Origin of the sequence: Mesorhizobium comanense, assembly GCF_005503535.1 — a bacterium.
GTDB classification, from domain to species: domain Bacteria; phylum Pseudomonadota; class Alphaproteobacteria; order Rhizobiales; family Rhizobiaceae; genus Mesorhizobium; species Mesorhizobium comanense.
Genome location: NZ_SCNN01000013.1, coordinates 188,676 through 206,186, shown reverse-complemented (window position 1 = coordinate 206,186; position 17,511 = coordinate 188,676). Strand labels below are relative to the sequence as shown.

Below are 17,511 nucleotides of genomic sequence, written 5' to 3'. Positions count from 1 at the left end.
CTATTCTCGACGGAGCTTTCATGCGCATCTTCACCGCCTCGCTGGCGACGGAAACCAACACCTTCTCGCCGGTGCCGACAGACCGGGCCTCGTTCGAGATGGCGTTCTATGCCGGGCCGGGCAAGCACCCGGAGACGCCGACATTGTGTTCTTCGCCGATCGTGGCGTTGCGGCGGCGCGCAGCGGCGGAAGGCCTCACGGTGATCGAGGGCACCGCCACCTGGGCGGAGCCGGGCGGGCTCGTGCAAAGGCAGACCTACGAGGCGCTGCGCGACGAGATTCTCGGCCAGCTCGAAGCGGCATTGCCGGTCGATGCCGTCATCCTCGGCCTGCATGGCGCGATGGTGGCGCAAGGCTATGACGACTGCGAGGGCGACCTGCTGGAACGCGTGCGGGCAATGGTCGGGCCTGACGTGGTGATCGCGTCCGAGTTCGATCCGCACAGCCATCTGACGCCGAAGCGGGTGGCGGCCTGCGATATCATGGCCTATTTCCTCGAATTCCCGCACACCGATTTCTACGAGCGCGGCGAGCATGTCGTCGAGCTTGGGCTGGCTGCCGCGCGCGGCGAGATCAGGCCTGTCATTTCGACCTTCGACTGCCGCATGATCCAGGTGCTGCCGACCAGCCGCGAGCCGATGCGTTCCTTCGTCGACAAGATCAAGGCGCTGCACGGCAAGGACGGCGTGCTGTCGGTTTCGGTTATCCACGGCTTCATGGCCGCCGATGTGCCGGAAATGGGCACGCGCATCCTCGTCGTCACCGACAGTGACAAGGCCAAGGGCGATGCCTTGGCCGAAAGCCTCGGGCGCGAGCTCTATGGGCTGCGCGAGAAGACGGCGATGACGATGCTGTCCGCCGCCGCCGGCATCGACCGGGCGCTGGCGGTGCGCGCCAGGCGCCGGGACAAGCCGGCCGTCATCGCCGACATCTGGGACAATCCGGGCGGCGGCGTGCCGGGCGACGGCACCATCGTGCTGCGCGAACTCCTGGCGCACGGCATCAACAGCGTCGGCGTCGCCACCATCTGGGATCCGATCGCCGTGACGTTCTGCCATGCGGCCGGCGAGGGCGCCGTCATCGACCTGCGCTTCGGCGGCAAGGCCGGCCCACAGGCCGGCGAACCGATCGACGCGCGGGTTACCGTGCTGAAGGCGGTCGACGAAGGCTGGCAGAGTTTCGGGCCGAGCCGGGTGACGTTGGGACCGTCGGCGGTGGTACGCATCGAAGGCACGGAAGTCGACGTCATCCTCAACACCAACCGCACCCAGACCTTCGAGCCGGATATCTTTTCCAACATCGGCATCGACCCGATGTCGAAGGACATTCTCCTGGTCAAGTCGACCAATCATTTCTACGCCGGCTTTGAACCGATCGCCGCCGAAATCATCTATGTCGCGGCGCCGAGTTCCTATCCGAGCAATCCGGCGGTGACGAATTACAGGACGTTGAAGCGGGCTATCTGGCCCAGGGTGGCGGATCCATGGAAACTGCCAATCTCCCCCCTCGTGGGGGAGATGCCCGGCAGGGCAGAGGGGCGCGCGAAGGATCGCGACCTTGCCAGTTCTGCGGGCAGGAAGTCGAACGAAGATCGCTGATCTTCTCCCGGATACGTCTGCGGGACAGCGCCCCCCCTCTGGCCTGCCGGCCATCTCCCCCACTTGGGGGGAGATCGGCTAATTACACCAGCCCTCTTTTCACCATCATCGCCTCAGGCGATGGCATTTTCCCGCGGAATGCCGTGTAAAGTTCCTCCGGGTCCTTCGACCCGCCGGCGGCGTAGATGTTCTTCCTCAGCCGCTCGGCCAGAGCCGGGTTGAAGGGGTCGCCGGTTTCCTCGAAGGCGGCGAAGGCGTCGGCATCGAGCACTTCCGACCACATGTAGGAATAGTAGCCGGCTGAATAACCTTCCCCGGAAAAGACATGGCCGAAATGCGGGGTGCGGTGGCGCATGGCGATGGTGTCGGGCATGTCGAGCTTCTCGAGTGTCTCGGCCTCGAAACGAAGCGGCGCTTGCGGCGCATCCGGGCGGGCGTGATAGGCCATGTCGACCAGCGCCGAGGCGGTGAATTCGACCGTGGCGAAGCCGGCGCCGAACGTGCGCGTCGCCAGCATCTTGTCGAGCAGCGCCTTGGGCATCGGCTTGCCGGTCTTCACATGCAGCGCGTGCTTTTCCAGCACCGCGGGCACCGTCAGCCAGTGTTCGTAAAGCTGCGAGGGCAGTTCGACGAAATCGCGGCTGACCGAGGTGCCGGAAACCGATGGCCAGGTGACGTCGGTCAGCATGCCGTGCAGCGCGTGGCCGAATTCGTGGAACAGGGTCTTTGCCTCGTCGACCGAAAGCAGCGCCGCCTCGCCCGCCGGCGGCTTGGCGAAGTTCATGATGTTGTAGATGACCGGCTTCGAGCCATGCCCCAGCCCATAGCCGGACTTCAGCGCGCTCATCCAGGCGCCGGACCGTTTCGAGGGCCGCGCGAAATAGTCGGCCAGGAACAGGCCGCGCTCGCTGCCGTCGGCATTCCTGACCACGAAGACACGCGCGTCCGGATGCCAGGCGGCGATGCCCTTCTTTTCCTCGAAGGTGATGCCGAACAGGCGTGTGGCGACGTCGAAACAGGCCTCGATGACGCGGTCGAGCTGCAGATAAGGCTTCAGTTCCGCCTCGTCGAAAGCGAATTTTTCGGCACGCAGCTTCTCCTGGTAGAAACGCCAGTCCCAGGCGGCGAATTTCTCGTTGCTGCCGGCCTCGGCCGCCAACCGCTCCAGCTCCTTCTGGTCGCCGGCCGCCTTCTCCAGCGCCTTTTCCCAGACCGGGTCGAGCAGCGCATGCACCGCCTTCGGCGTCTTGGCCATGGTGTCGTCGAGCTTGAGGGCCGCGAAGGAGGCGTAGCCGAGCAGCCCAGCCTTTTCGGCCCGCAGCCTCAGCGTATCGCGCACGACGCTCGTATTGTCCGTGGCGCCGCCATTCTGACCGCGCATGGTGAAGGCCCGGAAGGCGATCTCGCGCAGGTCGCGGCGTTCCGAAAACGTCGTGAACGGCTCATAGATCGAGCGCGACAGGGTTACGGCGTAACGGCCCTTCTGGCCGCGCATTTCGGCGGCCTCTGCCATCGCGCTCTTCAGGAAATCCGGCAGGCCGGCAAGATCCGCCTCGTCGAGGAACAAGGCCCAGTCGCGCTCGTCGGCCAGCACGTTTTGGCCGAACGTCGTTCCAAGCGAGGAGAGTTCCTCGCTGATCGCGGCTAGACGCTTCTTGCCGTCCGCGTCGAGCCTGGCGCCGGAACGGACAAAGCCTTTCCAGGTCTTTTCCAGGACACGCAGCGTCTCGGCGTCGAGGTTCAGGCTTTCACGGCGCTGGTAGAGATCGTCGATCCGGGCAAACAGCCGCTCATTCATCGAGATCGCCGAGAAATGCCGCGACATTTTCGGCGCGATGTCGCGTTCCAGCGCCTGGATCGTATCGTTCGTGTGGGCGCCGGCGCGGCACCAGAAGATCGACGAGACATGATCGAGCGCCTCGCCGCCAAGCTCCAGCGCGGCAAGCGTGTTCTCGATGGTCGGCGCGTCCTTGTTGCCCGATATCGCCTCGATCTCCGCCTCATGCGCCTTGAGCGCGGCATCGAAGGCGGGAGCAAAATCTGCGTCGCCGATGCCGGCAAAATCGGGCAGGCCGAGCGGGCCTTGCCACGCGGTCAAAGGATGGGTGGCGAGATCGACGGCTTTCGTGGAGGACATTGAGGGTCTTTCGCTGGCGTCAAAGGAGGGTGTCACCGATGTAGGGCGTGGCCGGTTTGCCCGCAATATGGCAGTTGGCCCGTCTCAGAAGCCGTCGCAGTTTTCGGCGATCGCGGCCTGCGAGCTGGCGGTGATGCGGTTGTCGGTCACCGCGAAGGTCTCCTGCATCAGCATGTCGTTGCTGGGGAAGTCGTAGCAGGCGATGACCGTGGTCACGCCGCCCTCGCTCTTCTCGATGCGATGCCGGATCTCGGCGCCAGGGACCGCGCCTTTCCATTCGTCCAGCGAGGCGATGAACTCCTGCTTGCTCTGCATGACGCCGAGGTCGTCGAGGCTGATGCGGACGTCGTCGGCGAGCAGGTCGGCCAGTTCGGTGCGGTCGGCGACCAGCAAAGCCGAATACCAGCGGCTGATGATGGCGCTATCATCGGCGCGCGCGACGGCGATCGCCACCAGCAACGCTGCCGCCGCAAGGGCGGCCGGCCCGATATTCGTCACATGGCGCGCCGTCGCACTCATTCCAGCACCGGCCGCTCGAAATCGCCGGTATCCTTGTTCATCACCCAGAGTTCGCCGGTCGAAATGTCGAACCAGGCTCCGTGCAGGGACAGCCGTCCCTTGCCTTCCAGGATGGAGACGCAGGGAAAGGTCCTGAGATTGGCGAGGGAGTAACGGATCGAGATGCGCTCCAGCGCCGTCTGCCGCTCCGTCGCCGTCATCAGCGTGCTCGAGGAGACGGTTTCGGCCGCCGGCGCGATCAGGCTCATCCACTTGCCGATGAAGTCGCCGGGCGAGAGCGGTGCGGATGTCGTATCGAGCGCGGCGCGGATGCCGCCGCAGCGGCCATGGCCCATCACCACGATGTTCTTGACCTTGAGGCTCTGCACGGCGAATTCGAGCGCCGCCGAGGTTGAATGGAATTCGCCGTCCGGCTCGTAGGGCGGTACCAGATTGGCGACATTGCGCACCACGAAGAGTTCGCCCGGTCCGGCGTCGAAGATCGCCTCGGGGGCCGAGCGCGAATCGCAGCAGGCGACGATCATCGTCTCCGGTGACTGCCCCTCACGCGCCAGGTCGCGGTAGCGGCCGCTCTCGGCGAGATAGCGACCGTTCATGAAGTTGCGATAGCCGGCAAGGAGGTGTTCGGGAAGGTGTGGCATGGGCGGCTAAGGCCTTTCCGGGTTGGAGGCGGCAGCTCGTTGCGGTCAGAAAGGCTCTAAAGGCAAAACCCCGTCACGAGCAATGCAGAATTGTGAGGGCTGACCACAAATGGCTATCCAAGGTGCATGGCTCGGTCGAGATTCGGCCAATCGGATCCAGTGTCAGGATCGCAGACGCAGCAATGCCGCCTCAGCCTCCTCTTGCACACCTTCCGCCTTGTCCAATCGGTTTGGATTGACCGCAAGCCTCTCCAAATCAGTCTCCAGGGCCTTCAGCACTTCGACGGGTAAGGCGCTGACGATCGTCACAAGGCAGAAATACTTGAACGTGGGATCGTCCCCTCGGAGGACCCGGAGAACCGGATGGATGATTGGCTTTCCGAGCGTCGAGAGAAAACGCGCCAGAGGGCGAGCGACTGGCCAGTTGCCGTCTGCCGTCCATTCCATCAATTCGTCGAGTATGGGCGCAATAGCAGGATAGCCAGCTTCCTGAATGGCGGTGACGGCATCGAGGTCATGCTTGTCGCGGGGAATGAGGTCTTTTACATCGATCAAAGATCACCTCAGAACTCGATTGGTGACCCTCCCGCATCCTGCAATCTGCGTCAACCACCGCTATCCATCCCATTCATGCCCAGATGGCGACCGGTATCCCAAAACCGTCAACCGGCGGCGGGTTGGGAAACGGCCTGGCCTCGGCGCGGGCGATGCGGCCGGCGATGAGCATCATCACTGCCGCATCGAGGAAATCGTCGGCCGCTGCACCGCGCGGCGGCGGCTGGCCGAGGAAGCTCATCTCATAGCCGTGCCCACACAGCAGCGCCTTGCGCTCCGCCATGCCGGCGGGATTGATGCCGCCCTTGATCTTCTTCGGCAACCGCATCGCCTGATCGCCGTTCAGCCGGCAGAAGGCGACTTCCGGATGCGATTCGAAGACGCGGCCGCGCAGCTCGGGCCGTTTGACCAGCAGCGTGTCGATCTCGCGGATTTTCGAGAAGATGCCGAAGGCCTGGATGGAAACGCCCCTGGGCGGATCGGATGTAGCCTTGGCCACTTCGCTCGCCCGGCGATGGGCGTCGTACCAGGCCTCGAGAGTGGTGAAGTCGCTGGTGTCGGCATAGAGCGCCGCGCGGGATGGGATCGAAAACACGCTGGACTGGCGTGCCCCAAGCAGCGGCCGCACAAGCGCTTCCGGACCGCGTCCGCCCTTGCCGGAGAATTCGGGCAGGCCGATCGGCATGTCGACGGCGACCATCGCGTCGCCGGGTATTGCCGCGAGCAAGGCGGCGAAGCTGGCGAAGACATCGACGGAAGGCCGCGCCCCGGGTTCGCGCCGCACGGCGATCCAGCCGGCCTTGCAGCCATCGGCGCCGACAAGGACGACCTTGGGCACGACCTCCGACGAGATCACGCCCGGCGGTCCCGCCCCGGATGCGTGAGGTGGCGCAACTGCACCATGGCCATCGGGTGCGACAGGCTCTGCGCGTCGGTTTCGAGCTGCAGCTCGTCGCCGCCGCGCTTGGCGGTGCGCGCCAGGATTTCATAGACAGCAGCCGTGGTCGACTGCAGCGCCTTGATGGCCGGCTGGCCGGACAGGATACGCGCCAGGTAGACGGCCGCCGTCAGGTCGCCAAGCCCGTTCGGCGGCTTGTCGATCAGGCGGTGCTCGGCGAGCAGCGCCTGGGTGCCGTCGAGCAGAAGGTTGCCGGTGCCGCCTGTCATCATCGATTGGGCCGAGGTGACCAGCATGGTCGGCGGGCCGGCATGAAGGGCGGCCGCGATCACCGATTTGAGGTCGGGGAGCGGCGCGCCGGCCATCCATTCCAGCTCGTAGCGGTTGGGGGTGGCGATGTCGGCGATCGGCATCAGCCGGTCGCGCATGGCGGCGGCGGTCGGCTCGGGCACATAAAGGCCGCCGGAATCGCCCATCACCGGGTCGCAGATGTAGACGGCATCGGGCGTTTTCGCCTTGACGGCGGCGACCAGCGAGGCGACCGCCTCGGCCTGGCCGGCTTCACCGAGATAGCCCGAAAGGACGGCGCCGACCTCGCCCAGCCATGGCGCGCGTTCAAGGTCGGCCATCAGCGCCTTGAACTGATCGAGCGGCGGCACGATACGCGTTGCCCGCCCATGGCCGGGATGCCAGGGCAGGATGACGGTGGGCACCGCCCAGACCGGAAAGCCGAGCGTCTCCAGGGCGAAGACGGCGGCGCGGTTGCCGACCGAACCGCGGGCGACATGGCTGGAAATGACGATGACCGCACGCGGCGCGTCGGGTTTTTCGGCGCTCATTGTTCCTGATTCCTAACTGCCCCGGGTGAGGAAAAGCACGAGCCAGACCATCAAGCCCAGCGCCAGAAGCAGGCCGAGTATCCTGCCAATGCGCGTCCCCCAGACCTCGATCGGATCCGACCGGTCGGCGTCGGTGGCCGCGACATGGTCGCGCATGCCCTTGGTCGTCCGCGCCACGAAGGAAGCGCCGGCCGGATCGGTCTCCTGCGCGACGCGTTCGAGGATACGGCGCGATTCCCGGTCGCTGTCCTGGCGTTGCGCCATGATGATGTCCCGTTTTGCCCGGACCTTACCGCGTTCTCGCGGCCAATCACAGGGCCCTGCGAGGCACGAGGCGCTCCGGACAGGCCGTTGCCGGCGGCAGGCCGTTTTCTTGGGCGTCGATTGTGCTAATGCTTCGCCTGCAACTTTCGCCGAGGGAACCCATCATGCTTGCCCAGCGCCTTGCCCGACCATCGACATTCCGCACGCTGCCCGCCTTCCTGATGATGGCGATCGTGCTGCCGCTGCTTGCCGGCTGCGGCTACAACACCATCCCCACGGCGGAAGAAAACGCCAAGGCGGCCTGGAGCGAGGTGCTGAACCAGTATCAGCGCCGCGCCGATCTGATCCCCAATCTGGTCGAGACGGTGAAGGGCTATGCCTCGCATGAAAAGGACACGCTCGACGCCGTCGTCGAGGCGCGTGCCAAGGCGACGCAGATCACCGTGACGCCGGAAACGCTCAAGGATCCCGACGCGCTCAAGAAATTCCAGGATGCCCAGGCGGGGCTGACCAGCGCGCTGTCGCGGCTGATCGCGGTGTCGGAGGCTTATCCGGACCTCAAGGCCAACCAGAACTTCCTGGCGCTGCAGGCGCAGCTCGAAGGCACGGAGAACCGCATCGCCGTGGCGCGGCGCGACTATATCCAGGCGGTCCGGGACTATAATCTGACGCTGAAGACCTTCCCGTCGGTGCTGTGGGCAACGTTCTGGTTCCGCAGCAACGAGCCTTTCGCCAACTTCACCGTCGACGAAGACAAGATGCAGCCGCCGAAAGTCGATTTCGGCACCGGCACGAAGCAGGGTGGCTGAGCGATCGGTTTAGCGGGTCTGGTCCTTGTCAACCTTGGGTTCCGTCACACCCTCCTCTGGCCTGCTGGCCATCTCCCCCGCAAGGGGGGAGATCAGCTCTCGTTCAGGCTTTCGCCAATTTTCGGCGTTTGAAGGTTTGGACCGACGGCACCGCTGCCAATCTCCCCCCTTGCGGGGGAGATGGCCGGCAGGCCAGAGGGGGGCGCGAAGGAACGCCAACCTTAATTTTCTTGCCCTGTTTTTCCTCCTTGTCCTCTTCCTCCCTCTCGCCGCACTCGCCGCCGATCTCCCCACCCTTACCGGCCGTGTCGTCGACAATGCCGGCGTCATCGATGCCGGGACACGTGCGGCGCTGACGCAGAAGCTCGCGGATTTCGAGGCCAAGGGGTCCGACCAGATCGTCGTGGCCACCATCCCCAGCCTCGATGGCGAGGAGATCGAACCCTACGCCAACCGCCTGTTCCGCTTCTGGAAACTGGGCCAGGCCAAGGAAAACAACGGCGTGCTCCTGCTGGTCGCGCCGAACGACCGCAAGATGCGCATCGAGGTCGGCTACGGGCTCGAAGGCACGCTGACCGACCTGCACACCAAGCTGATCATCGAAAACGACATGGTGCCGGCCTTCCGCGCCGGTGATTTCTCCGGCGGCATCTCCAGGGCCGTCGACGACATGATCATGGTGCTCAACGGCAATCCCGAGGAGCTGGAGGCGCGCGGCAAGCGCAACCAGCAGGCGCCGTTCAATTCCGACGACCTGTTCTTCGCGCTTTTCATCACGGTCTGGGCGGTCATCTTCTTCGGCAGCATCGCCGCCTCGATCCTGCCGCCGATCTTCGGCCAGAAGCTCGGGCCGGGACGCTACCGTTGGCTGGGCATGACCTTCGAGCCCGGCCGGAGCTCCTCATCGGGCAGCGGCTGGTCTTCGGGCAGTTCCGGCGGCGGCTGGTCCTCCGGCGGCGGCGGTGGCGGCTTTTCGGGCGGCGGCGGTTCGTCCGGCGGCGGCGGTTCCTCGGGCAGCTGGTGAGCCATGGCGAGAGCGGCGGCCCCTTCGACTTCAGGCCAATTCGCCATGGGACCGCGGCTCGCCTTGCTCGCGCTGGCGGCTCTGCTGCTTGCTTCGATCGCGGCGCTTGCGGCCGACCTTCCGACGCTTACCGGCCGTGTCGTCGACAGCGCCGGCATCATCGATGCCGGGACACGTGCGGCGCTGACGCAGAAGCTCGCGGATTTCGAGGCCAAGGGGTCCGACCAGATCGTCGTGGCCACCATCCCCAGCCTCGATGGCGAGGAGATCGAACCCTACGCCAACCGCCTGTTCCGCTTCTGGAAACTGGGCCAGGCCAAGGAAAACAACGGCGTGCTCCTGCTGGTCGCGCCGAACGACCGCAAGATGCGCATCGAGGTCGGCTACGGGCTCGAAGGCACGCTGACCGACCTGCACACCAAGCTGATCATCGAGAACGACATGGTGCCGGCCTTCCGCGCCGGTGATTTCTCCGGCGGCATCTCCAAGGCCGTCGACGACATGATCATGGTGCTCAACGGCAATCCCGAGGAGTTGGAGGCGCGCGGCAAGCGCAACCCCGCCGGCAACGGCGCTCCCATAGATCCGATCGTTGCCGTGTTCCTGATCCTGTGGGCGACGATCTTCTTCGGCGGACTGGCGATGGCTTTCCTGCCGCCGATGTTCGGCACAAAGCTGTCGCCGGGCGTGTATAGATGGCTGGGCATGACGTTCCGCTACGGCCGGGGACCGGGCGGATCTTCCTCGGGCAGCAGCGGCTGGACGACGGGCTCGTCGGGTGGCGGTTGGTCGTCGGGGAGTTCAGGCGGTGGTTGGTCGTCCGGGTCGAGCAGCGGTGGCGGCGGTTTCTCGGGCGGCGGCGGTTCGTCCGGGGGCGGTGGATCTTCAGGGAGCTGGTGAGACAATGGCGACACGACCGATCAGTCCCGAAGACCATGAACGCATCGCCGACGCGATCCGCGCCGCCGAGGCGACCACGGACGGTGAAATCTATTGTGTCGTGGCCCATGCCAGCGACGGCTATTTTGCCCCCGCCGCCCTGATGGCGACGCTCGGCATGCTGATCGTCAGTCTCGCCGTCGCCTATGGGCTGGAGGCGTGGTGGCTGAGCATCCGCGTGCCGCATTTCGTCATCGCGCAACTGCTGGCGCTGGCCGGCGTGATGGCCCTGTTGTGGGCGTTGCCGGCCCTGCGCATCCATATGGTGCCAAGACGCCTGCGCTATCAGGCGGCGCACGCCAACGCGATCAAGCAGTTCCTTGCCCGCAACGTCCACCGCACCAGCGCGCGCACCGGCGTGCTGGTCTTCGTCTCGATTGCCGAGCGTTACGCGGAAGTGGTTGCCGATAGCGGCATAGACGGTCGTGTCGGCCAGCATGTCTGGGACGGCGTGGTGCGCGACCTTACCGCGCATGCCGGGGACGACAAGCTCGCCGACGGTTTCGTCAAGGCGATCGGGCAGGTGGGGGCGGTGCTTTCGGAGCATTTCCCGGCCACGCCGGGCGATATCAACGAGCTTGACGATCATCTCGTCGAAATCTGAAGGCTAGACCAGCCTCGGCCGCCGAATCCGTGACCTATCCGCTTCGGCTGAGCGCGTTTCCGGGCTTGTTTCAGCCGGTGTCAGCAGCCTCATGATCGGCTGTGAGAAATCGGCACGCGGGCCGCCCGGACTCTTGCAATCGGGCGATGCGGGTTTATGGTTAACAAATCATGAATACGCTGACGATAGACATCCGCAAAGCCGATCCGCGTGATGCTGCGGCCATTGCCGAAGTGCACCTGGAGGCCTGGCGCGGTGCCTATAGCGGAATCATCCCGCATCGCACGCTGACATCGATGATCAACCGTCGCGGCGCCGACTGGTGGGCGAATGCGATTCGCCGCGCCGCCACTGTGCTGGTGATCGAGATCGGCGGCACCATTGCCGGCTATGCCACGATCGGCAAGAACCGGGCGCGCGAACTCAGGCAGCAGGGCGAGATCTACGAATTGTACCTGCGCCCCGAATATCAGGGCATCGGACTCGGCAGGCGGTTGTTCGCGGCCGCCAGGGCTCGCCTCGCCGACCACGGCCTCAAAGGCATGGTTGTCTGGGCGCTCGAAGACAACCAGAACGCGCTTGCCTTCTATGCTGGCGCCGGCGGCCGTGATATCGCGGAAGGCGTCGAAATCTTCGAACAGAGAGCCCTGAAGAAAGTCGCTTTCGTCTGGGAATGACCGCCACGCCGGCGTCGAAGCCGGTTTGCCAGGCATATCGGGCGCCAAATCACGGCGCTGAAACATCTTGTGGCGATGATTGAACGCACGAATCGTCGTCGCGTCACCCCTGGCACGCGCGAAAACGATTCGCCGCATTGCACCATTGTGCGCCGCCCGCTATTCCCCTCCCGATCGAGAGAGGGACAAAGCCATGCGCATTGAAGCCATAGCAATCGGAAAGAATCCGCCTGAAGACGTCAACGTCATCATCGAGGTGCCGATCGGCGGCGAGCCGATCAAGTACGAGATGGACAAGGAGGCCGGCACCCTGTTCGTCGACCGCTTCCTGCACACCTCGATGCGCTATCCCGGCAATTACGGCTTCGTGCCGCACACGCTGTCGGGGGACGGCGATCCGATCGACGTGCTGGTCTGCAACACGCGCGCTCTGGTGCCGGGCTGCGTCATCAACGTGCGGCCGATCGGTGTGCTGATCATGGAAGACAATGCCGGCCAGGACGAGAAGGTCATCGCCGTGCCGTCGCCGAAGCTGACGCTGCGCTACGAGAACGTCACCGAATACACGCATCTGCCCGAGATCACCCGGCACCAGGTGCAGCATTTCTTCGAGCACTACAAGGATCTGGAGCCCGGCAAGTGGGTCAAGATCGAAGGCTGGCACGATTCCAAATATGCCAAGAAGATGATCATCGACGCGATCGATCGGGCCAAGAAGAGCAAGTAGCGTCGGAAACGGCCTCGCTTCCTTCGGGCCAAGCGGTGATATCTTTCGAAGTGATGGCGCGAGGCACCTCCCTCTGGCCTGCCGGCCATCTCCCCCTCAAGGGGGGAGATCGGATGTCGCGACGGCCTTCGTCAATTTTCAGCGCCGAAAGAAAAAGCGCCGCCAGCGAAGTCGCCAATCTCCCCCCTTGAGGGGGAGATGCCCGGCAGGGCAGAGGGGGGTGCGTCGCACCCACAGTGCCTAGTTATCCACACGCCCGAAGGGCGGCACGTTGCCGATCACCACGCGCTTGTCCTTGCCGCAGGCGAAGCTTTTTGCCTTGTCATCGGCAAGCTTGCGCGCCTGATCGTTCGCTGACGGGTTGCCGGTCGCCAGCACGAGGCCCACGGCGCAGCTCTCCCGGGTCTCCATCTGGCCGACCTTGGCGACGAGCAGCACTTCGGTCTTCTTGCTCTCGTCCTCGGGATTGCTGACCGTGCGGCGATGGATGACCGCGAAGGGCACGGCCTTGTCGCCGGTCGTTTCGATGCGCCATTCGATCCTGGCGCCCGACGAGTTGAAGCCTGAGAAACTCTCCCAGGCTGATGTCATGTCGCCGCCCGGCGGAAAACCGTAGAACAGCGATTCGCGGGCGTCGTCATAGGCGATCAGCACGGGATAGCCGCGATAGCCCGAACAGGCGAGATCGGCCCAGTCGCCATCGCCCTGTTCGGCCTGCGCGTAGGTCACGCAGTCCTTGTTCGAATCGAGGTCGGTGTAGGCGCTGGATATGTCGGCGCCGTGCGCCGCCTGCGACAGGCCGAGAACTGCTAGCGTGATCAGGACGGCGCGCATGACGAAGACCTCCGGTTCGAGCCGGGGGCAGCGTACCGTCTGAGGCTATTTCTTCAAGCTTGCTTCGATCAGCAGGTCGGCATTCGCCGCCACCGATTGTGCCGGACCGCCGAGCCCGAACAACTGGCCGCTGATATAGGCGCCCTCGATCAAAAGCAGCAGGCCATCGCCAAGCGTGTCGGCGTCGGGCGCCCCCATCGCGGCAGCCATGGCGCGCAGCCGGCGGCGCAGTTCGCGCTTGTTGTCCTCGCCCACGACGCGCGCCGGATGGCCGCGCTCGGGATATTCGACCGCGGCATTGGTCATGCCGCAGCCGCGATATTGCGGCATTTGCGTGCGTTTGCCGACGCGGGTCAGGAAGGCGCGGATCTGGGCGCGCGCGTCGCCGGGATGGGCGTCCACGGCCTCGTCGAAGCGCTGCCAGAATTCGAGGTCGTATTGCCTGAGATAGGAGGCGGCCAATTCGTCCTTGGAGGGGAAGCTGCGGTAAAGGCTCGGCTTGGTGACGCCGGCGCGCTTGACGATCTCGTCGACGCCGATCGCCCGGATGCCGCGCCGGTAGAACAGGTCATAGGCGACGTCGAGGATCTTCTTGGCGGCCTTGGGCGGGGCCGATGCATGATCGTCGCTGATGGCAAGTTCAATATTTTTGTCGCTTGGCATTATGAGACTCGATTGACAATGTTACCGATCGGTACGTATGAATGGCCACCTGCAACGTACCGGTCAGTAACATGATAGCTCAATCCCGTCCATTTGGCCAGCGCTACGCTTTCGTCGTGGTCGGCGTCATCTTCCTCTGCCTGCTGGTCGCGGCCGGGCTTCGTTCGGCGCCCTCGGTCATGATGCTGCCGCTGGAGAACAGCTTTGGCTGGCGGCGTGACGTCGTTTCTCTCGCCGCTGGTGTCGGCATCCTGCTCTATGGCTTGACCGGTCCGTTCGCCGCCGCGCTGATGGAAAGGATAGGGCTGCGCCGCACGCTGCTTGCCTCGCTGGTGATCATGTCGGGCTCGACCGCTCTCAGCCTGCTGATGACCAAGCCCTGGCATCTCTTCATCACCTGGGGCGTCTTCTCCGGCATCGGCTCGGGCGCCGTCGCCAGCGTGCTGGGCGCCACAATCGTCAATCGCTGGTTCAAGACCAATCGCGGCCTCGTCATGGGGCTGATGTCGGCCTCCAGCGCGTCGGGCATGCTGGTGTTCCTGCCGCTGATAGCCGCCTTGGCGCAATCGGGCGGCTGGCAGCCGGTTGCCATCGCGGTCGCGGTTGCCACGGCGGCAATGATACCGCTGGTCTGGCTTCTGGTGCCCGAGCGGCCGGCGTCGATCGGCATGGTGCGTTATGGCGCCGAGCCCGATGACGTGCCGCCGACATCGCCGGCCTCACAAGGCAATTTCCTGGCGCATACGCTCAACACGCTGCGCCGCGCCGCCGGCACGCGGGTGTTCTGGTACCTGTTCGCCACCTTCTTCGTCTGCGGCTTCACCACCAACGGCCTGGTCGGCACGCATCTGATCGCGTTCTGCGGCGACATGGGCATCGGCGAAGTGCAGGCCGCCGGCCTGTTGTCGATGATGGGTATTTTCGACCTGATCGGCACGACGCTGTCGGGCTGGCTCACCGACCGCTTCGATCCGCGCAAACTGCTCGGCGTCTACTATGCGGTGCGAGGCCTGTCGCTGATCTACCTGCCCTATTCCGGCTTTTCGGCGACCAGCCTGATCATCTTCGCCGTGCTCTACGGCCTCGACTGGATCGCCACCGTGCCGCCGACGCTCAGGCTCGCCAACGAGGCGTTCGGCGACCGCAGCGGCCCGATCGTGTTCGGCTGGATCGTCGCCGGTCACCAGGTCGGGGCCGCCACCGCCGCGGCCTTCGGCGGCACAATGCGCGAATTGCAGGGCAACTACGAGCTCGCCTTCCTGATCGCCGGCATGACGGCGATCGCGGCGGCCTGTATTTCGCTGCTGATCAACACCAGCCGCCCAGCCTTCGACCCGGAACCGCAGGCGGCGTAAGGCGGGCCTTGTAATCTCCCCCCTCAAGGAGGGAGATAAGCAGCGTCGACCCCGGCGCTAGCTCTGCGCTGCGATTCTAATCCGGATAGCAGATCATCGGAATGTGCGGCCAGACCGCGGTGTCGCAGTTGGCGGCGGCCTGTCTCTGCTTGAAGGCCGTGCTGACGGGGCCGGTGACCACGGGGTCGACGCCATCCGGGGCATCGACGAAAACCTGCTGGGCGGAAGGCGCGTCGGCCGGGAGCACAGGGCGCACCTCGTTCGAGGTCGCAGCCGACTGCGCGGCGTTCACCGCCAGCAGAACGGCGAAGGCGGCGGACGCGATGAGCGGCCAGAATCGGTTAAGTTTGTCGGTCATGGCGTTCGAACTGCTCGGGTCCTGGAAGGTTCCCGCCTTGGTTAACAAAATCATTTCACACCGAGACCGTTAAGATTTGATGAGTATTTGGTGTCGCGCTTCCTCTTTCGCAAATGCGAAAAACCCTGTATGAGCCGCGCAACCGAAAGAGGCGGCGCCTTTGGCCTGCCGCCTGCAACGCTCCCGAGACCAGAATCATGAACCTCCGCAATATCGCGATCATCGCGCACGTCGACCATGGAAAGACAACCCTGGTCGACCAGCTTTTGAAGCAGTCCGGCTCCTTCCGCGACAACCAGCGCGTCGCCGAGCGCGCCATGGATTCCAACGATCTTGAAAAGGAACGCGGCATCACCATCCTGGCCAAGGCGACCTCGGTCGACTGGCACGGCACCCGCATCAACATCGTCGACACGCCCGGACACGCCGATTTCGGCGGCGAGGTGGAGCGCATCCTGTCGATGGTGGATTCGGCCATCGTTCTGGTCGACGCCGCCGAAGGCCCGATGCCGCAGACCAAGTTCGTCGTCGGCAAGGCGCTCAAGGTCGGCCTCAAGCCGATCGTCGTGATCAACAAGATCGACCGGCCGGACGCGCGCCACGTCGAGGTGGTCAACGAGGTGTTTGACCTGTTCGCCGCTCTCGATGCCACCGACGAGCAACTCGATTTCCCGATCCTCTACGGTTCGGGCCGCGACGGCTGGGTATCGGAAAACCCGGAAGGCCCGAAGGACCAGCAGCTTGCGCCGCTGTTCGATCTCGTCGTCAAGCATGTTCCCGCACCGACCGTGCACCCCGGCCCGTTCCGCATGATCGGTACCATCCTGGAAGCCAATCCGTTCCTCGGCCGCATCATCACGGGACGCATCGAGTCCGGCACGCTGAAGGCCAACCAGGCGGTCAAGGTGCTGCACAATGACGGCACCCAGATCGAAACCGGCCGCGTCTCCAAGATCCTGGCCTTTCGCGGCCTCGAGCGGCAGCCGATCGAGGAAGCGCAGGCGGGCGACATCGTCGCCATTGCCGGCCTGTCCAAGGGCACCGTCGCCGACACGTTCTGCGACACGAGCGTGACCGAGCCGCTGCATGCGCAGCCGATCGATCCGCCGACCGTGACCATGTCCTTCCTGGTCAACGATTCACCGCTCGCCGGCACCGAAGGCGACAAGGTGACCAGCCGCGTCATCCGCGACCGCCTTCTGCGCGAGGCCGAAGGCAATGTCGCGCTCAAGATCGAGGAATCGCCGGAGAAGGATTCCTTCTTCGTGTCGGGCCGCGGCGAATTGCAGCTTGCCGTGCTGATCGAGACGATGCGCCGCGAGGGCTTCGAGATCGCCGTGTCGCGGCCGCGCGTGGTCATGCAGAAGGGCGAGAACGGCGAATTGCTGGAGCCGGTCGAGGAAGTCGTCATCGACGTCGACGAGGAGCATGCCGGCGTCGTCGTGCAGAAGATGTCGGAGCGCAAGGCCGAGATGGTCGAGCTGCGCCCCTCCGGCGGCAACCGCCAGCGTCTGGTCTTCCACGCGCCGACGCGCGGCCTGATCGGCTACCAGTCGGAGCTTTTGACCGACACGCGCGGCACCGCCGTGATGAACCGGCTGTTCCACGCCTATGAACCCTACAAGGGCGAGCTGCCGGGCCGCACCAACGGCGTCTTGATCTCCAACGAGCAGGGCGAGTCGGTCGCCTACGCCATGTGGAATCTGGAAGACCGTGGCCCGATGGTCATCGACCCCGGCGTCAAGGTCTATCAGGGCATGATCATCGGCATCCATTCGCGCGACAACGATCTCGAAGTGAACGTGCTGAAGGGCAAGAAGCTGACCAACATCCGCGCCGCCGGCAAGGACGAGGCGGTCAAGCTCACCCCGCCGATCCGCATGACGCTGGAACGCGCGCTGGCCTGGATCCAGGACGACGAACTGGTCGAGGTGACGCCGAAGACCATTCGCCTGCGCAAGCTTTATCTCGACCCGAACGAGCGCAAGCGCTTCGAAAAGTCGGCCAAGGCGGTCGGCGCGGCTTAATTTTTCGTCCGACGATTTTCCGAGAGGGGCGGAGCACCAGGTG

At 64.8% G+C, this 17,511-nt stretch carries 19 protein-coding genes; 9 read left to right on the top strand and 10 right to left on the bottom strand.

Going from position 1 to position 17,511, the window contains the following annotated elements:
• The first annotated feature begins 20 nt into the window (after window positions 1-20).
• Window positions 21-1,598, top strand: a complete 1,578-nt coding sequence (locus FFS37_RS22285) for a M81 family metallopeptidase (RefSeq protein ID WP_137933125.1) — start codon at window positions 21-23, stop codon at window positions 1,596-1,598.
• Between the two features lie 82 nt (window positions 1,599-1,680).
• On the opposite strand, the gene FFS37_RS22280 is transcribed toward FFS37_RS22285, so the two are convergent.
• From FFS37_RS22280 to FFS37_RS22250, 7 genes are all read right to left on the bottom strand, one after another.
• Entirely contained in the window at window positions 1,681-3,735 is a 2,055-nt protein-coding gene (locus FFS37_RS22280; RefSeq protein WP_137933124.1) for a M3 family metallopeptidase, read from the bottom strand.
• Window positions 3,736-3,819: 84 nt separating this feature from the next.
• Window positions 3,820-4,254 (bottom strand): nuclear transport factor 2 family protein, encoded by a 435-nt coding sequence (locus FFS37_RS22275; protein WP_137933123.1) that lies wholly within the window; start codon window positions 4,252-4,254, stop codon window positions 3,820-3,822.
• Window positions 4,251-4,895 (bottom strand): carbonic anhydrase, encoded by a 645-nt coding sequence (locus FFS37_RS22270; protein WP_137933122.1) that lies wholly within the window; start codon window positions 4,893-4,895, stop codon window positions 4,251-4,253. The genes FFS37_RS22275 and FFS37_RS22270 overlap by 4 nt, the downstream gene beginning before the upstream one ends.
• 162 nt (window positions 4,896-5,057) lie before the next feature.
• Window positions 5,058-5,450 (bottom strand): DUF5071 domain-containing protein, encoded by a 393-nt coding sequence (locus FFS37_RS22265; protein ID WP_137933121.1) that lies wholly within the window; start codon window positions 5,448-5,450, stop codon window positions 5,058-5,060.
• Window positions 5,451-5,523: 73 nt separating this feature from the next.
• Window positions 5,524-6,306, bottom strand: coding sequence for a DUF429 domain-containing protein (locus tag FFS37_RS22260; RefSeq protein WP_232375736.1), 783 nt, complete (start codon window positions 6,304-6,306; stop codon window positions 5,524-5,526).
• Window positions 6,303-7,187 carry a pyridoxal kinase PdxY gene (pdxY, locus tag FFS37_RS22255; protein WP_137933120.1) on the bottom strand — a complete coding sequence of 295 codons (885 nt, stop codon included), beginning with the start codon at window positions 7,185-7,187 and terminating at the stop codon, window positions 6,303-6,305. The genes FFS37_RS22260 and pdxY overlap by 4 nt, the downstream gene beginning before the upstream one ends.
• A 12-nt stretch (window positions 7,188-7,199) precedes the next feature.
• A complete protein-coding gene (locus FFS37_RS22250; RefSeq protein WP_137933119.1) occupies window positions 7,200-7,451 on the bottom strand; it encodes a hypothetical protein in 252 nt (83 codons plus the stop codon).
• 164 nt (window positions 7,452-7,615) lie between these two features.
• On the opposite strand from FFS37_RS22250, the gene FFS37_RS22245 reads away from it, so the two are divergent.
• From FFS37_RS22245 to ppa, 6 genes are all read left to right on the top strand, one after another.
• Complete coding sequence (locus tag FFS37_RS22245; protein WP_137933118.1) at window positions 7,616-8,260, top strand: LemA family protein; 645 nt, start codon at window positions 7,616-7,618, stop codon at window positions 8,258-8,260.
• A gap of 169 nt (window positions 8,261-8,429) precedes the next feature.
• Window positions 8,430-9,284: a TPM domain-containing protein gene (locus tag FFS37_RS22235; protein ID WP_137933117.1), complete on the top strand. Its 855-nt coding sequence runs from the start codon at window positions 8,430-8,432 to the stop codon at window positions 9,282-9,284.
• A gap of 45 nt (window positions 9,285-9,329) precedes the next feature.
• On the top strand, window positions 9,330-10,184 hold the full coding sequence (locus FFS37_RS22230) for a TPM domain-containing protein (protein ID WP_232375735.1): 855 nt from the start codon (window positions 9,330-9,332) through the stop codon (window positions 10,182-10,184).
• A 4-nt stretch (window positions 10,185-10,188) separates the two neighbouring features.
• Window positions 10,189-10,827 (top strand): TPM domain-containing protein, encoded by a 639-nt coding sequence (locus FFS37_RS22225; protein WP_137933115.1) that lies wholly within the window; start codon window positions 10,189-10,191, stop codon window positions 10,825-10,827.
• 170 nt (window positions 10,828-10,997) lie between these two features.
• Complete coding sequence (locus FFS37_RS22220; RefSeq protein ID WP_137933114.1) at window positions 10,998-11,504, top strand: GNAT family N-acetyltransferase; 507 nt, start codon at window positions 10,998-11,000, stop codon at window positions 11,502-11,504.
• Window positions 11,505-11,697: 193 nt separating this feature from the next.
• A complete protein-coding gene (gene ppa / locus FFS37_RS22215) occupies window positions 11,698-12,231 on the top strand; it encodes an inorganic diphosphatase (RefSeq protein ID WP_137933113.1) in 534 nt (177 codons plus the stop codon).
• 240 nt (window positions 12,232-12,471) lie between these two features.
• On the opposite strand, the gene FFS37_RS22205 is transcribed toward ppa, so the two are convergent.
• Both FFS37_RS22205 and FFS37_RS22200 read right to left on the bottom strand, forming a co-directional pair.
• Complete coding sequence (locus tag FFS37_RS22205) at window positions 12,472-13,065, bottom strand: hypothetical protein (RefSeq protein WP_137933112.1); 594 nt, start codon at window positions 13,063-13,065, stop codon at window positions 12,472-12,474.
• Between the two features lie 45 nt (window positions 13,066-13,110).
• Complete coding sequence (locus FFS37_RS22200) at window positions 13,111-13,728, bottom strand: TetR/AcrR family transcriptional regulator (RefSeq protein WP_137933111.1); 618 nt, start codon at window positions 13,726-13,728, stop codon at window positions 13,111-13,113.
• A 71-nt stretch (window positions 13,729-13,799) separates the two neighbouring features.
• Between FFS37_RS22200 and FFS37_RS22195 the strand changes: the two genes are divergently transcribed.
• Window positions 13,800-15,083, top strand: coding sequence for an MFS transporter (locus FFS37_RS22195; protein ID WP_137933110.1), 1,284 nt, complete (start codon window positions 13,800-13,802; stop codon window positions 15,081-15,083).
• A gap of 76 nt (window positions 15,084-15,159) precedes the next feature.
• Here the strand turns inward: FFS37_RS22195 and FFS37_RS22190 are convergent, their stop codons facing one another.
• Window positions 15,160-15,441: a hypothetical protein gene (locus FFS37_RS22190; protein WP_232375734.1), complete on the bottom strand. Its 282-nt coding sequence runs from the start codon at window positions 15,439-15,441 to the stop codon at window positions 15,160-15,162.
• Window positions 15,442-15,638: 197 nt separating this feature from the next.
• Here FFS37_RS22190 and typA point away from each other — a divergent pair, with 197 nt between their 5' ends.
• On the top strand, window positions 15,639-17,468 hold the full coding sequence (gene typA / locus FFS37_RS22185; RefSeq protein ID WP_137933108.1) for a translational GTPase TypA: 1,830 nt from the start codon (window positions 15,639-15,641) through the stop codon (window positions 17,466-17,468).
• Window positions 17,469-17,511 lie beyond the last annotated feature (43 nt).

Excerpts from the sequence above, each read along its gene's own strand:
- FFS37_RS22285 (WP_137933125.1), top strand. The coding sequence starts at position 21 with ATGCGCATCTTCACCGCCTCGCTGGCGACGGAAACCAACACCTTCTCG.
- FFS37_RS22280 (WP_137933124.1), bottom strand. The coding sequence starts at position 3,735 with ATGTCCTCCACGAAAGCCGTCGATCTCGCCACCCATCCTTTGACCGCG.
- FFS37_RS22275 (WP_137933123.1), bottom strand. The coding sequence starts at position 4,254 with ATGAGTGCGACGGCGCGCCATGTGACGAATATCGGGCCGGCCGCCCTT.
- FFS37_RS22270 (WP_137933122.1), bottom strand. The coding sequence starts at position 4,895 with ATGCCACACCTTCCCGAACACCTCCTTGCCGGCTATCGCAACTTCATG.
- pdxY (WP_137933120.1), bottom strand. The coding sequence starts at position 7,187 with ATGAGCGCCGAAAAACCCGACGCGCCGCGTGCGGTCATCGTCATTTCC.
- FFS37_RS22250 (WP_137933119.1), bottom strand. The coding sequence starts at position 7,451 with ATGGCGCAACGCCAGGACAGCGACCGGGAATCGCGCCGTATCCTCGAA.
- FFS37_RS22245 (WP_137933118.1), top strand. The coding sequence starts at position 7,616 with ATGCTTGCCCAGCGCCTTGCCCGACCATCGACATTCCGCACGCTGCCC.
- FFS37_RS22230 (WP_232375735.1), top strand. The coding sequence starts at position 9,330 with ATGGGACCGCGGCTCGCCTTGCTCGCGCTGGCGGCTCTGCTGCTTGCT.
- FFS37_RS22225 (WP_137933115.1), top strand. The coding sequence starts at position 10,189 with ATGGCGACACGACCGATCAGTCCCGAAGACCATGAACGCATCGCCGAC.
- FFS37_RS22220 (WP_137933114.1), top strand. The coding sequence starts at position 10,998 with ATGAATACGCTGACGATAGACATCCGCAAAGCCGATCCGCGTGATGCT.
- ppa (WP_137933113.1), top strand. The coding sequence starts at position 11,698 with ATGCGCATTGAAGCCATAGCAATCGGAAAGAATCCGCCTGAAGACGTC.
- FFS37_RS22205 (WP_137933112.1), bottom strand. The coding sequence starts at position 13,065 with ATGCGCGCCGTCCTGATCACGCTAGCAGTTCTCGGCCTGTCGCAGGCG.
- FFS37_RS22200 (WP_137933111.1), bottom strand. The coding sequence starts at position 13,728 with ATGCCAAGCGACAAAAATATTGAACTTGCCATCAGCGACGATCATGCA.
- FFS37_RS22195 (WP_137933110.1), top strand. The coding sequence starts at position 13,800 with ATGATAGCTCAATCCCGTCCATTTGGCCAGCGCTACGCTTTCGTCGTG.
- FFS37_RS22190 (WP_232375734.1), bottom strand. The coding sequence starts at position 15,441 with ATGACCGACAAACTTAACCGATTCTGGCCGCTCATCGCGTCCGCCGCC.
- typA (WP_137933108.1), top strand. The coding sequence starts at position 15,639 with ATGAACCTCCGCAATATCGCGATCATCGCGCACGTCGACCATGGAAAG.